This window comes from Pseudomonas sp. KT_2_4 (genome assembly GCF_041410225.1).
Lineage (GTDB): Bacteria > Pseudomonadota > Gammaproteobacteria > Pseudomonadales > Pseudomonadaceae > Aquipseudomonas > Aquipseudomonas paracarnis.
This window is the reverse complement of the sequence record NZ_CP166962.1, coordinates 5,821,331-5,835,620: the sequence shown is the minus strand read 5'-3', so window position 1 is coordinate 5,835,620 and position 14,290 is coordinate 5,821,331. Positions and strand designations below refer to the sequence as shown.

The 14,290-nt window shown below is 58.6% G+C and carries 15 protein-coding genes; 9 read left to right on the top strand and 6 right to left on the bottom strand.

The genetic code is table 11. The annotated features are described in order from the left end of the window. Positions 1–42 precede the first annotated feature (42 nt). Positions 43–264, top strand: coding sequence for a YgdI/YgdR family lipoprotein (locus AB9N64_RS26965; RefSeq protein ID WP_003189935.1), 222 nt, complete (start codon positions 43–45; stop codon positions 262–264). 55 nt (positions 265–319) lie between these two features. On the opposite strand, the gene AB9N64_RS26960 is transcribed toward AB9N64_RS26965, so the two are convergent. The 5 genes from AB9N64_RS26960 to AB9N64_RS26940 all read right to left on the bottom strand — a co-directional run bounded on the left by AB9N64_RS26960 (position 320) and on the right by AB9N64_RS26940 (position 3,166). Further along, positions 320–1,210 (bottom strand): pseudouridine synthase, encoded by an 891-nt coding sequence (locus AB9N64_RS26960; RefSeq protein WP_014717693.1) that lies wholly within the window; start codon positions 1,208–1,210, stop codon positions 320–322. A 69-nt stretch (positions 1,211–1,279) separates the two neighbouring features. Continuing rightward, on the bottom strand, positions 1,280–1,615 hold the full coding sequence (locus AB9N64_RS26955; protein WP_003189932.1) for a hypothetical protein: 336 nt from the start codon (positions 1,613–1,615) through the stop codon (positions 1,280–1,282). Positions 1,616–1,689: 74 nt separating this feature from the next. Continuing rightward, entirely contained in the window at positions 1,690–1,926 is a 237-nt protein-coding gene (locus tag AB9N64_RS26950; protein WP_014717692.1) for a glutaredoxin family protein, read from the bottom strand. Positions 1,927–2,030: 104 nt separating this feature from the next. Next, positions 2,031–2,855 carry an IS3 family transposase gene (locus AB9N64_RS26945; protein WP_032901718.1) on the bottom strand — a complete coding sequence of 275 codons (825 nt, stop codon included), beginning with the start codon at positions 2,853–2,855 and terminating at the stop codon, positions 2,031–2,033. 8 nt (positions 2,856–2,863) lie between these two features. Continuing rightward, on the bottom strand, positions 2,864–3,166 hold the full coding sequence (locus tag AB9N64_RS26940) for a transposase (RefSeq protein ID WP_014717988.1): 303 nt from the start codon (positions 3,164–3,166) through the stop codon (positions 2,864–2,866). 173 nt (positions 3,167–3,339) lie between these two features. Between AB9N64_RS26940 and AB9N64_RS26935 the strand changes: the two genes are divergently transcribed. Next, a complete protein-coding gene (locus AB9N64_RS26935; protein ID WP_038449551.1) occupies positions 3,340–5,076 on the top strand; it encodes a monovalent cation:proton antiporter-2 (CPA2) family protein in 1,737 nt (578 codons plus the stop codon). On the opposite strand, the gene AB9N64_RS26930 is transcribed toward AB9N64_RS26935, so the two are convergent. Further along, entirely contained in the window at positions 5,063–6,271 is a 1,209-nt protein-coding gene (locus tag AB9N64_RS26930) for an ammonium transporter (protein WP_014717690.1), read from the bottom strand. The two genes, AB9N64_RS26935 and AB9N64_RS26930, sit on opposite strands and share 14 nt — an antisense overlap. A 345-nt stretch (positions 6,272–6,616) precedes the next feature. Between AB9N64_RS26930 and AB9N64_RS26925 the strand changes: the two genes are divergently transcribed. The 7 genes from AB9N64_RS26925 (at position 6,617) to AB9N64_RS26895 (ending at position 14,263) form a co-directional block, all read left to right on the top strand. After that, positions 6,617–6,931, top strand: coding sequence for a YqjD family protein (locus tag AB9N64_RS26925; protein ID WP_019820355.1), 315 nt, complete (start codon positions 6,617–6,619; stop codon positions 6,929–6,931). Between the two features lie 2 nt (positions 6,932–6,933). Beyond that, positions 6,934–7,338, top strand: coding sequence for a phage holin family protein (locus AB9N64_RS26920; RefSeq protein ID WP_005786473.1), 405 nt, complete (start codon positions 6,934–6,936; stop codon positions 7,336–7,338). Further along, positions 7,335–7,676 carry a hypothetical protein gene (locus tag AB9N64_RS26915; protein WP_014717689.1) on the top strand — a complete coding sequence of 114 codons (342 nt, stop codon included), beginning with the start codon at positions 7,335–7,337 and terminating at the stop codon, positions 7,674–7,676. The genes AB9N64_RS26920 and AB9N64_RS26915 overlap by 4 nt, the downstream gene beginning before the upstream one ends. A gap of 165 nt (positions 7,677–7,841) precedes the next feature. Further along, entirely contained in the window at positions 7,842–9,173 is a 1,332-nt protein-coding gene (locus AB9N64_RS26910; RefSeq protein WP_014717688.1) for a deoxyguanosinetriphosphate triphosphohydrolase, read from the top strand. Positions 9,174–9,341: 168 nt separating this feature from the next. Beyond that, complete coding sequence (locus AB9N64_RS26905) at positions 9,342–9,743, top strand: response regulator (RefSeq protein WP_014717687.1); 402 nt, start codon at positions 9,342–9,344, stop codon at positions 9,741–9,743. Between the two features lie 249 nt (positions 9,744–9,992). Further along, positions 9,993–10,619, top strand: coding sequence for a response regulator transcription factor (locus AB9N64_RS26900; protein WP_014717686.1), 627 nt, complete (start codon positions 9,993–9,995; stop codon positions 10,617–10,619). 8 nt (positions 10,620–10,627) lie between these two features. Then, positions 10,628–14,263, top strand: coding sequence for a transporter substrate-binding domain-containing protein (locus tag AB9N64_RS26895; protein ID WP_371359797.1), 3,636 nt, complete (start codon positions 10,628–10,630; stop codon positions 14,261–14,263). Positions 14,264–14,290: the final 27 nt, after the last annotated feature.

Here is a 14,290-nt window from a genome sequence, read left to right as displayed (position 1 = left end):
ACAAGGTCAGCAATTTAAAAGTATTCTCTCGGAGACAAACTCATGACTCAACGGACCATCGCCGCTCTCATGCTTGCACTGGGCCTCGCCACCCTCGCCGGTTGCGCCTCGCCAACAGTGATCACCCTGAATGACGGTCGCGAAATCCAGGCCGTCGACACCCCGAAATACGATGAAGATTCGGGCTTCTACGAATTCGAACAACTGGACGGCAAGCACACCCGTATCAACAAAGATCAGGTTCGCACCGTTAAAGACCTGTAAGCCTCAGCGCTTGCACACAAGGCCCGCCTAGCGCGGGCCTTGTTGTTCCTGGGGTTTACCAGTCCAGGGTGATCTGGCTGCGGAAGCTGCGTTGTTCACCGCTCACCGGGTCGATAAAGCGCACGCCCTGGGCCAGCAGCTTAAGTGGCTTGGCGTAATCGTCCTCGGCATCCTTGATTACTTCGGGGTAAAACGGGTCATTACAGATGCTTGCCCCCAGCGCCGTCATATGCACGCGCAGCTGGTGCTTCTTACCGGTCACCGGGAACAGGCCGTAGCGCCATAGATCAGCGTTTTTCTCGCGCACCTCTACCGCCGTCTCGGTGTTGCTGGCCCCCGGCCCTTCCTGCATGCGAAAGAAAGGCTCGCCATCCACCAAACGGCTTTTGTGCACCAACGGGAAGCTGAGGTGCGGCAAGGCCGGTGCGATGGCTTCGTAGAATTTGTCGATACGCCGTGTGGGAAACAATTGCTGATAGGCCGAACGGCTGTGCGGATTGGCGGAGAACAGCACCAACCCCGCCGTATGCCGGTCGATGCGGTGCAGAGGCACCAGGGCGGGATTGTCCAGGCGCCGGATCAAGCGTCGCAACAAGGTGTGCTCGACGTACTCGCCAGCGGGTGTCACTGGCAGGAAATGCGGTTTGTCCGCCACCACCAGGTGTTCATCGGCGTACAGGATGTTTTCCTGCACCGGAATCACTTTCTCGTTGAGCACTTCGCGAAAGTAATAGATGCACAGGCCTTCCTTGTAGCCCAGGCCCAGGCTGATCGGGTTGCCATTGACATCCAGCACCCGGCCGCGGGCAATGCGGTCCAGCCACTGTTCGCGGCCAATGGCCGGGAAGTGTGCGCACAGGCAATCGAGCACCGTCACCCAGGAGCCCGGCGGCAAGTACAGGGTGCTGGCTTGGTGCTGGGAGGGGGAAAAAACCAAAGTGGACATGCCGACGCTCAAAGCCTGGAAAACAGGCGGGCATTATCGCCCATGGCGCGCGATTGCCTAGGGCCTATCTCAGGCCTTGGCCAGTTGAGCCCGCAGCACCGGCGAGGCGCTCGCCGCCTCGGTGAATTCCTTGAGCCAGCGCAGCACGTCCACCGCTTCCCAACGGCCTGGGTCATACAGCGCGTAGAGCAAGCCCTGATAACCCACCACATCCAGCTGCTTGTGATAACCGGCGCGCTGGAACAGCGCCTCGATTTCCGCGAAGCAGGTGTTGAAATGCACTTTGTTAAACGGCGTCTTGCCTTCCGTGACCAAGCCATCGAGGCGCAGTTCGTTCACCGCGTCACGCACCACATCGGCGGACATGCGATTGACGCTGCTTTTAAGTTGTTCAACATTCACCACGGGCGTTCCCTCTATTCAATCGCTGTACGAATATACAGTAACTGAATATTTGAAAAGCCGCCATCGCATAAATCTCAGCGCAGGAAGGCAACCACCTGCTCGGTGTCGAACGGCCAGTCCAGTTCCGCCCCGGTGTCCGTGCGGCGAAGCACCGGAATCCGCAGGCCGTAGACATCTGTCAGGTCCTGCGGATCGGTGATATCCACCAACTCCACCAACAGCCCGTGTTCGACGAGCGGCATGACTTCGGCTTCGGCGATCTCACACAAATGGCAACCCAGGGTGCCGAAAAGCTGGCATTCAGGAAGCATGATGAAAGGACTCGGTCACAAAACGAATCTCCATTCTAAGCCCAACAAGCCCCTTGTAGGAGCGAGCTTGAACTGGTCAAGTAATCTTGGACACCGATTAAGGTTCACGCCACCAACCTTTCCTTCGCGACCGGCGACCGGTAGTCGTTGTAGCTGTGAGGCCTGCTGATGTTGTAGCGCGAGACATAGCGCTGCACGTCTGCCCGGGCCTCATGTTCCAGTTTGTAGCCCGTTTCAGGAACCCACTCTGATTTCAAACTACCAAAGAAACGCTCCATGGGGGCGTTGTCCCAGCACTCGCCTTTACGGCTCATACTTTGTCTAAATCCGTGTTTCACAAGCTCGTTTCGGAATTTATGACTGGTGTACTGACAACCTTGGTCTGAATGAAACAACACATCCTGGGGGCGGCCGCGTAGCTCAACCGCCATGCGTAGCGCTTCGCAGGTCAGATTGGCATCAGAAATCATCGAGAACGACCAACCCACGATCCTCCGAGCGTACAAATCCAGAACGGCGGCGAAGTACATCCATCGCTTGCCGACCTTGATGTAAGTTACGTCGCCACACCACACCTGGTTAACCGCCGTTACATCAAATTTTCGCTTGAGCACGTGCGGCGCAACCAATGCCTCAACGCCCGGCGACTTGTACTTATGGCGCCTGCGCTGACGACTAGCGATGCCAGCTTCGCGCATCAAACTGCGAGCCATATAACGTCCGATACGATGCCCTTTGGCTTTTAGCTCCTTGGACAAAGTACGTGCGCCGGCCGACTCTCTGGACGCCCTGTGGTGCTTGACCAGCGCGGCTTTGAGCTTGTCCCGTTCAGGATTTGCTCTGCCCTGGCGCTGGCGCCAGGCGTAGAAACTACTACGGTTGATCCCAAACGCCCGGCAACACCTTTTAACGCCGTATTGCTCGTCCAGCTCATCGATCAGCGTGAATGATCTTTGGCGTCCAAAAGCAGGAGAGCACTGGCCTTTTTTAGGATTTCAATGTCCAGGTCTTTCTCCCTGAGTAGGGCTTTGAGCCTCTGGATTTCTCGCTGATCAGCGGTAATTGCCTTGGCCCCTACCGGGGTCGAACCCAGGCGTTCTTTCTGCACTTGATCGACCCAGCGGCGTAGAGCAGTGGGGCCGATATCTAGGCTGGCACAGACCTCAGTAACCGGCTGGCCTTCATCCAGCACCATGCTGGCAGCCTTGAGCTTGAACTCACTCGAATAAGATTTACGCATATCCAAACACCTCAGATTTGGGCGCTATCATAACGCCCGATTGAAGTGTCCAAAATCATTAGGCCAGTTCAGCTTGCTCGCTCCTACGGTGCAAAAAGCCTGACCCAGATCACCATGGCCTATAACTGATTCAGCGATTCTCGCGGCTTTTTGCCGCTCACCCTGCAACGGAGATGCCTGTGTTCGCCAACCTGCTGATTATTCTGGCTTCATCCCTGGTGGTGATTGCGTTGTTTCGCCGGCTGCAGTTGCCTCCCGTGCTGGGCTACCTGTGCGTGGGCCTGGCAGTGGGGCCCACCGCGCTGGACTGGGTCAATGACAACGAAGACCTGCCGGACCTGGCCGAGATGGGCGTGGTGTTCCTGCTGTTTTCCCTGGGGCTTGAGTTTTCCCTGTCGAAAATGTTGGCGCTGCGCAGCGTGGTATTTGGCCTGGGCAGCCTGCAGGTGCTGGGGTGCGGGGCATTGCTGGGCGCTTTGTTGATGAGCTTTGGCCTCGCGCCTGGCATCGCGTTATTGCTGGGCGCAGGGCTGGCGTTATCGTCCACGGCCATTGTCAGCAAGGAATTGACCAGCCTCGGGGAAATCTTCAGCAGTCATGGCCAGAATGCGATAGGCGTGTTGCTGTTCCAGGATGTCGTGGCGGTGTTGCTGCTGACACTGGTGCCGGTGTTTGCCGGCAGCAGCGACCACGCCTGGTACTGGGCGCTGCCGTTGACGCTGGCTAAGACCGTGGTGCTGTTCGTGGGCCTGTTGTTCGCCAGCCGCTGGTTGCTCCCGCGCCTGTTCCGTGAAGTCGCCGCGTCTCATTCGGCGGAGCTGTTTGTGCTGCTGGCGCTGGTGATTGTCTTGCTCACCGCCTGGCTCACCCACCTGCTGGGCCTGTCCCCTGCCCTCGGCGCGTTCCTGGCCGGCATGCTGCTGGGCGAGAGCCATTACCGACACCAGATCGAAGCCGATATCCGCCCGTTTCGCGACATCCTGCTGGGGCTGTTTTTTGTCAGCATCGGCATGCTCATCGATCTGCAGTTGTTCGTCAGCCACAGCCTGTTGATCCTCGGCCTGACGCTCACGTTGATGCTGGTCAAAGGCATGGTCGTCGCGGCGCTGGTCAAGTGGCGTGACAGCGACACCGAAACGGCCTGGCGCAGCGGCCTGGCACTGGCCCAGGGCGGCGAATTCTGTTTTGCGCTGATGGCGCAAATGCAGCAGAGCCGGTTGATTCCCGATGAGTTCAACGGCCCGCTACTGGCTGCCACCTTCTGCTCAATGCTGCTGACACCACTGCTGTTACGTGCGGCACCGGCCATCGCCCTGCGCCTGCATCGCAAGCCCAACCAGCAAGTGCAACTGGAACACATCACCGCGCTCAACGCCCAACTGCATAGGCACGTGGTGATTTGCGGGTATGGCCGGGTAGGCCAGTCCATCGGGCGCTTTATGCGCCGCGAACAACAGGCGTTTATCGCCCTGGATGATGACCCCGAACGGGTGCAGGAAGCCGCCACCGAGGACAGCAGCGTGCATTACGGCGACTGCCGCCGTGGCGCTTTGCTCAGCGCCGTCGGCCTGGAACGGTCGCGGTTGGTGGTGATCGCGGTGGACAACAGCGATGTCGCGCTGGTGGTGCTCAAGGAGGCACGGCAGATCAACCCTGACGTGCCGATTTTGGTGCGCACCCGCGATGACAGCCAGTTGGCTGAGCTCAAGGCCGCGGGCGCCAGCGAAGTGGTGCCCGAGCTGTTGGAGTCGAGCCTGATGCTCGCCTCCCATGCCCTGATCCTGCTGGGTCTGCCGGACCAACAGGTGCAGGCGCGAGTGAACGAAGTACGGCGCAACCACTATCGCCTGCTGCACGGTTTCTACCCACCGGAACACACTGACGAAGACGCGCCGATCAGTCCTGACTGACCGCGCCGATTTTGTGAATCGACAGGTCTGCGCCGTAATACTCCTGCTCCTGGCTCAAGCGCAGCCCTTGCACACGCTTGATCACACCGTACACCAGCAAGCCGCCGCCAAACGCCACGGCCACGCCCAACCCGGTGCCGATCAACTGGCTGATCAGGCTCACGCCGCCCAGCCCACCGAGGGCGGCCTGCCCGAAAATACCGCAGGCAATGCCGCCCCACACACCGCACAAGCCATGCAATGGCCACACGCCCAGCACGTCATCGATCTTCCAGCGCGACTGGGCAGCGATAAAACACCATACGAACAAGCCACCAGCCACCACGCCCGTGACCAGCGCGCCCACCGGGTGCATCAGGTCGGAACCGGCGCAGATTGCCACCAACCCGGCCAAAGGACCGTTGTGCAGAAACCCAGGATCGTTACGGCCAATTACCAGGGCAGCCACGGTGCCACCGACCATGGCCATCAGCGAATTGACGGCCACCAGGCCACTGACGCCATTGAGGGTTTGGGCGCTCATCACGTTAAAGCCGAACCAGCCCACGATCAAAATCCACGAGCCCAGCGCCAGGAAAGGAATGCTCGACGGCGCAAACGCCACCAGACGCCCTTCACGATAACGCCCATTGCGCGGGCCCAGCAGCAACACCGCCGCCAGCGCCAGCCAGCCGCCCATGGCGTGAACCACCACGGAACCGGCAAAGTCGTGGAAGCTGGCACCAAAGGTTGCGAGCAGCCAGGCTTGCAGGCCAAGGTTGCCGTTCCACACCAGACCTTCGAAGAACGGGTAGATAAACGCCACGATCAACGCGGTGGCACACAGCTGCGGCGCAAACTTGGCACGCTCGGCAATCCCACCGGAAATGATCGCCGGAATCGCCGCGGCAAACGTCAGCAGGAAGAAAAACTTCACCAGGCCGTAGCCATGATCGGCGCTGATCACGGCGGCCGGTTGCAGGAAGCTCACACCGTAGGAGATCCAATAGCCTATAAAGAAATAGGCCAGCGTTGAAATCGCAAAATCACTGAGGATTTTCGACAAGGCGTTGACCTGGTTTTTCTGGCGCACCGTGCCAACCTCAAGGAAGGCAAAGCCGGCGTGCATGGCCAGCACCATGACCGCGCCAATCAGAATGAACAAGGTGTTGGAACTGTGGACGAGGGTGTCCACCGCGCTTTGCAAGTTTTCCATGGAGGTTGGCAGGCCTGCATCAAGGCAAAAAGCACCAAAGCGGTTCAAGCCAGGGTTTCGCGCACTAAATTGGCACCGCCGGCCTCGCCCTTCTTCAGAGGGCGTGAACCGATTTAGCGCAGCGATCAACACAACAGGCCGTTGCCGACAGGGTTTTTCCGCGAAGTTAAGTGATTTAGGGTAAGGTTTTTCAAGGTTTTCACCTCGACCGCCCGGATTCAGCGCAGGCTCCAGGGCCTGCGCACCAAGGCAAAGCAAAAGCTGTACCACACAATTGCAGTGAACCTTCAGCGAACGCCGCGACTCGAAACCACACGTACAGATCAGCTACCCACGGAGATAACCATGGCCGGTAAAACAGCAAAGACTGCTCAAGAGATACTGATGGAGGATTTTCAAACCCTGGTCAGCGATACCGAAAAGCTGCTGGACGACACTGCCGTGCTGGCCGGTGACCAGGCTGACGAGCTGCGCACCAAGATCCACGAGAGCCTGCTCAAGGCCCGCCAGACCCTGCAACTGACCGAAGACTCATTGCGCGAGCGCGGCCAGGCGGCGATCACTGCCACTGAAGACTACGTGCAAGCCAACCCATGGCAGTCAGTCGGCATTGCTGCCGGCGTAGGTTTTTTGATCGGTCTATTGGCTACAAGGCGCTAACCATGTCTATCGGCGAATCCAGCTCATCCACGAGCGCACATTCCTCAGCAAGCGGTTCAACTTCCCGACGCCTGGGCGCAGCTGTGCTGGGCTTGCTGCACAGTCATGTCGAGTTGTTCGGCATTGAATTACAAGAGCAAAAGGCCCGTACCGTCAGCCTGTTGCTGTTTGCCGGCCTGGCATTGGTGTTTGCCCTGCTGTTGCTGGTGGGCTTGTCGACGCTGGTGATGATCCTGGTGTGGGACACGGGCTATCGCCTGACCGGCATCATCTGCCTCTGCGTGTTCTATAGCCTGGCCGCTGCGTTCTGCGGCGTGCGCTTGAAGGCGGCGGTATTCGATGAGTCCACGCCCTTCCATGCCACGCTCGAAGAACTGGCCAATGACCGGGAGCGCCTGCTGCCATGAGCATGACTGAGATCCCGCAAAATACGTCACGCCGGGAAATGCGCAAAGCCTTGATCCGCCTGCGCATGGAAATGCACCGCCAGGAAATCCGGCATGAGTCCCAACAACTCATGGCCCCCCTGCACAAAATGCGCAATATGCGCCACAACTGGCAGGACAGCCTGGGCATCAAGCACGCGCCGTTGTGGGGCGTGGCGGCGGTCACGCTGATGGGCTTCTTTACCGGCAAGGGCGCCAAGGGCGGCAGTATCAGCAGCATCACGCGCCTGGTGCGGCTGGGTGCCGGGTTGATCCCACTGATCAAGTTGGCCATGCAAGGCGCTTCGCGCAAAAGCTGACCTTCGAAAGCCAATGACCGCAATGACCAGACACCTGCTGGTCATTGCGGTTTTTTGCGCTGCCTGTTAATTGATACTGACGCGGCCGACCGCTGGATTCGCTTGCCCCATAAAGGCCGAACCGGGAAGCTGGCGCTGTCATTCACCCTACGGAGAGCCTCTGCCTTGGATTGGCCCACCCTGTTGACCCGCGAACGTCTTGGAAAACCCCTGCACAGCCCTGAAGAACTGGGCCGCAGTCCCTTTCACAAAGATCACGACCGCATTATTTTCTCTGGCGCGTTCCGGCGCCTGGGGCGCAAGACCCAAGTACACCCGGTGACGAGCAACGACCATATCCACACACGCTTGACCCACTCGCTGGAAGTCAGCTGCGTGGGGCGCTCCCTGGGCATGCGCGTAGGCGAAACCCTGCGCGGCGCCCTGCCCGACTGGTGCGACCCGAGCGACCTGGGCATGGTGGTGCAATCGGCCTGCCTGGCCCATGACATCGGCAACCCACCGTTCGGGCACTCTGGCGAAGACGCCATTCGCCACTGGTTCCAACAGGCCGCCGGGCGCGGCTGGCTGGATGACATGAGCAGCGCCGAACGCAATGACTTCCTTAACTTCGAAGGCAATGCCCAGGGTTTTCGGGTGCTCACCCAACTTGAATACCATCAGTTCGACGGCGGTACGCGGCTGACCTACGCCACCTTGGGCACTTACCTTAAATACCCCTGGACCGCCCGCCACGCCGACTCGCTGGGCTACAAGAAACACAAGTTTGGCTGTTACCAGAGCGAGCTGCCGATTCTTGAGCAAATCGCCCACAAGCTGGGGTTGCCTCAGTTGGAGGAACAACGTTGGGCGCGTCACCCGCTCGTGTATCTGATGGAGGCCGCCGACGACATCTGCTATGCGTTGATCGACCTGGAAGACGGCCTGGAAATGGAGTTGCTGGAGTACGCCGAAGTCGAGTCATTGCTGCTGGACCTGGTCGGCGATGATCTGCCACAAACCTATCGCCAACTGGGGCCAATGGACTCGCGCCGCCGCAAGCTGGCGATCCTGCGCGGCAAAGCCATCGAGCACCTGACCAACGCAGCGGCGCAGGCGTTCGTCGAACAACAGGACGCCCTGTTGGCCGGCACGCTGCCGGGGGATCTGGTGGAGCACATGCACGGCCCGGCAAAGCGCTGCGTGCTGGATGCCAAGGACATGGCGCGCAAGAAAATCTTCCAGGACAAGCGCAAGACGTTGCATGAAATCGGGGCCTACACCACCCTGGAAATCCTGCTGAACGCCTTCTGCGGCGCGGCCCTTGAACAACATGGCGGGCGCACCCCGTCGTTCAAGAACCGGCGCATTCTCGACCTGCTAGGCAATAGCGCGCCAGACCCCGCCTGGTCACTGCACGCCTCGTTCCTGCGGATGATCGACTTCATCGCCGGTATGACCGACAGCTACGCCACCGAAATGGCACGGGAAATGACCGGGCGCTCCGGCCCCCAATAACGACTTCATCAGGCAACCTGTTCCCTGAAGCGAATTGCCCTACGACGGGAACAGAGCGGCCTGATCGAATTCGTACAGACACTCGAAGAATAATCACGCGCGCTCCCAACGGACCAGCCGAGTCATTCCTACTGCCCCCATCGACGCTTGCCTTACTGTGTGCTCTTTATGCCCAGCTATTCTCTCCGTATTCTTTTGGTGGAGGATCACCCCTTTCAACTCCTGGCCACCCAATGCCTGCTCAGAAGTTTCGGCTTCGACCAACTGACCGCGGTGGAAAATGCCGAGCAGGCCATACGCGCGATGAGCCAGTCCGAACACCCTTTCGACCTGATGTTATGCGACCAATGCCTGCCAGACCTGCCTGGGCTTGAACTGGTGGAAATCGCCAGCCGCCGACGCTTCATCAGCAGTGCCATCCTGTTGAGCGGCTTACCTACGCCAGAACTGGTCAACCTGACGACACAAGCCGCGCAACGAAATCTCCCCCTCCTTGGCTATTTGCCAAAACCTTTGAACAAAGATGATCTTGAAATATTAATCGGCTTAACTTTTGACCCCCTCATGTAGGATTTTAAACATTCCTTTCAACGAAAATAGATACGAGGCCCGCCGTAAATTCCCCAGCCTTGCGTCTTGTCATGATCGACCTCGAAACGCTCACATACCCTGTCACGATTACCTAACAACTTGTAGGTCTATACCTTTTTAAATGTAGGAACTTTCCTGTTCTGCATCTACTCCTTGCGAGCTTCATACTGCGGACTCACCTTCTGAGCTAATGTGCCCGCTTTATCTGCACCTGCATGGAATGTGACTATGAACTCAGTTTTTATTATCGACGACCATCCCGTTATCCGGCTTGCCATTCGAATGTTGCTGGAACATGAAGGTTACAAAGTCGTCGGCGAAACAGATAACGGGTGCGATGCCATACAGATGGTGCGTGAATGCCTTCCAGACTTGGTGATTCTCGACATCAGCATCCCGAAACTTGATGGCCTTGAGGTGCTCTGCCGGTTCAACGCCATGAACACCTCGATGAAAACCCTGGTCCTCACGGCTCAATGTCCGACGTTGTTTGCCACGCGGTGCATGCGCTCGGGGGCAGAGGGCTATGTGTGCAAGGAGGGTGACCTGAGCGAGTTGCTGAGCGCCATCCGCGCGGTGCTATCCGGCTACAACTACTTCCCCAGCCAGGCCTTGAATGGCCCCGGAACGGAAGGCATGGATGCTCAGGAGCTGGAACTGTTCAAGACCGTCAACGACCGGGAGCTGATGGTGCTGCAACTGTTTGCACAAGGTCGCACTAACAAGGAAATCGCCAAAGGTATGTTCCTGAGTAACAAGACCGTCAGTACTTATAAGAAAAGATTAATGCAAAAACTCCAAGCCAAATCCTTGGTCGACCTCATCGAGTTGGCAAAACGAAACGCGCTAGTGTGAGAAAGCGGATGCCCAGGCGTATAAAGGACTATCTGATTATATTAAGTGCCGGTTTGTACTTCAGCACAACTGTGCTGGCAGAGCACCAAACCAGCCCGGAACGCTTCACCCTCTTGAGTCGTGCGGGAGCTGTACAACTGGACACTCATTTTGACAAGGCCCAGCGCCAGTGGCTGCATAACAAACGTGAACTAACGCTGGGTACATCCAGTCCTGACTATCCACCCTTTGACCTCACGTCCAGCGGACATGATTATGAAGGCCTTACCGCCGATTACGCGGGATTGCTGGCCAAGGCACTCTCCCTGCCCATCACTGTGATGCGCTACCCGTCCCGGGCGGCTGCCATTCGCGCCCTGGAAGCCGGGGAAATCGACTTGTTGGGCTCCTCCAACGGCTTTGAGGCTGCAACGCCGAATCTGATCCTCTCCGAACCCTATGCGGTAGACCAGCCAGTCTTGGTCACACGCGAGGGAGAAACCCGCAGCCTCAGTGAAGGCCTCGACGGGCTGCGCCTGAGCCTTGTCTATCACTACCTGCCGCTTAATGAGGTGGAAAAGCTGTACCCCAAGGCGATCATCCGCGCCTACCCCTCTTATCAGAATGCCTTGAATGCAGTGGCCTTCGACCAGGCGGATGTGTTTCTCGGTGACACCATTTCCACCCATTACATGATCAACAAGGGCTACCTCAAAAACATTCGCATGACCAACTTCGGCAAGCATGAAGCTTATGGCTTCAGCTTTGCCACGCGTCAGGACAACCGGATGCTCTTGAGCATTGTCGATTCAGCACTGGCTTCGGTGCCCATCAATGAACGGGAGAGCATCGCCAAGCGTTGGAGCGCCGGCAGCGATATCCTGCTGACCGACAAGAAACTGCAACTGACCCAGCGCGAAGAGCGTTGGCTCAAAGACCACCCGGTGGTGACGGTCATCGTCAACGAAACCTTCGCGCCACTGACATTTTTCGATGCGGACGGCAACTTTCGCGGGATCACCGCGGACCTGCTGGAATTGATCCGCCTGCGCACCGGCCTGCGTTTTTCGGTACAACGTGGGCGCGACGTCAACGCGATGATCGACCAGGTCGCGACCCAGAAAGTCGATATGATCGGGGCCATCGTTCCCAGCAACGAGCGAGACCCACAACTTAATTTCAGCCGCCCTTACCTCGAAAACTCCTATGTGCTGTTGACGCGCAAAGAGCCAGGAGCGCCGTCGAACATGGAGCAAATGGCCGGAAAGCGCCTGGCGATAACCCAGGGTAACCCCTTGGCCGCAACCTTGACCAAGGACTTTCCTGAGATTCACCTGGTGGAAACCAGTGATACATTCAGAGCATCCGAGCTGCTCGCACAGGGACAAGTAGATGGGGCCGTGAACACCCTGGTGATCGCCAACTACTTCCTGTCTTCCCAGGTTTTCCAGGACCGCCTGCAAATCAGCGCCAGCATCGGCACCACCCCCGCAACATTCACCCTGGCCACCTCGCGCCAAGCCACGGAGTTGAGCTCGATCCTCGACAAGGCCCTGCTCAGCATTGCCCCGGATGAAATGGGCGTGATCAACAGCCGCTGGCGGGGCTACACCGCCGCGTCCGACAGTTACTGGCGAAACTATCATCAGTTGATCGCGCGCATCATCATCGGCACCGGCCTGTTGCTGTTGATTTCCTTGGCCTGGAACGCCTACATGCGGCGCCAGATCAAGCATCGAAAAATGGCCGAACGCGCCCTCAACGATCAGTTCGAGTTCATGCGCGCGCTGGTCAATGAGACGCCGCATCCGATCTACGTGCGCGACCGCAATGGCCTGCTGCAGACCTGCAACGACAGCTACCTGCAGGTGTTCGACGTCAAGCGTGAAGACGTGATCGGCAAAAGCGTGACCCAGATGAGCATGGCCCTGGAGTCGGAGGCGGCCCAGTACCATGCTGACTATCTGCGCGTGGTGGCCGAGGGCAACCCGCTGATCCTCGATCGCAGCCTGCATATCCACGACAGGAAACTGACCATCTACCACTGGATCCTGCCTTACCGCGACTCCACGGGTGAAGTCCAAGGCATCATCGGTGGCTGGATCGATATCAGTGACCGACGCCAGCTATTCGATGAACTGCGCGCCGCCAAGGAGCGTGCCGACGAGGCCAATCGCGCCAAGAGCACGTTCCTGGCCACCATGAGCCACGAGATTCGCACCCCGATGAACGCCGTGATCGGCATGCTCGAACTGACGCTCAAGCGCGCCGATCAAGGGCATCTTGACCGTCCGGCAATCGAAGTGGCGTACAACTCGGCCAGAGACCTGCTGGAACTGATCGGTGACATCCTCGACATCGCGCGTATCGAGTCGGGCCGCCTCAGCCTGGCGCCGGAGCGCGTGAACCTGCGGGAGGTCATTGAATCAGTGGTGCGCGTGTTCGACGGTCTTGCACGGCAAAAAACCCTCAGCCTGCTGCTGGAGTTCAAGCCCGACCTTAACGATATCGAGGTGCTGATAGACCCGCTGCGCTTCAAGCAGGTGCTCTCGAACCTTGTGAGCAACGCGATCAAGTTCACCGAACAGGGACAGGTCAAGATCAAGGTTGAACTGCAGCCTACCCAGGCACCGGAGCAGATCGAGCTGAAACTGGTGGTGGAAGACACCGGCATCGGCATCAGTCGGGAGGACCAACTACGCCTGTTCGAACCCTTTGCGCAAGCAGACAATTCCGGGCAACTGGCCCGTAGTGGTGCGGGCCTGGGGCTGGTGATCTGCCGCAGCCTGTGCGCGATGATGGGCGGCCAACTGAGCCTGAGCAGCGTGCCCATGGTGGGCACCCAGGTGCACGTCAACCTGAGCATGCCCCGCTTGCAAGCGGTCCAGCCGGTAGGTGACCAAACGCCGCAAAAGCCGGCTACCGCACTGATGCTTAATGTACTGGTGGTCGACGATCACCCGGCGAACCGCCTGCTGATGTGCCAGCAGCTGGGCTACCTGGGCCATAAATTCACCGCTGCCGAGCACGGTGCGGCGGGGTTCCAGGCCTGGCGTAAAGAGCATTTCGACTTAGTGATTGCCGACTGCAATATGCCCATCATGAATGGCTATGAACTGAGTCGCTCAATCCGTGAGTATGAGCAGCGCGAGCAATTGGTGCCCTGCGTGGTACTGGGCTTTACCGCCAACGCCCAGCCAGAGGAAAGGCAACGGTGCGTGCAAGCCGGCATGGATGACTGCCTGTTCAAGCCCATCAGCCTTACCGTGCTGGAGCGCCAACTGACACACATTGTCCCTAAAGCCGTGCACCCACGGCTGGACCTCGAATGCCTGGAAGCGCTGACCGGCGGTGATCCCCACTTGAGTCGACGCTTGCTGGAGGAACTGCTGAGCAGCAGCCTTCACGACCGCCAGCTGCTTATCGAACTGCTGGATCGACACGCGCCCCTCTCAGACATCATTGAGCAAGCTCACAAGATCAAAGGCGCGGCCCGTATCGTGCAAGCCCACTCATTGGCGGGGCAATGCGAAGCCTTGGAGCAAACCTGCTCTCGCAATGAGGAGTGGGCGGTGATCGAAAGCGGCATCAAGGCACTGGAACAACTCATGCTGGAATTGGAAAAGATGTTGCAGGTTCAGCTGGATGAGCTGCCAGGCCAATAAGTGCAACAGCCGGTAGCCCAAGGAACG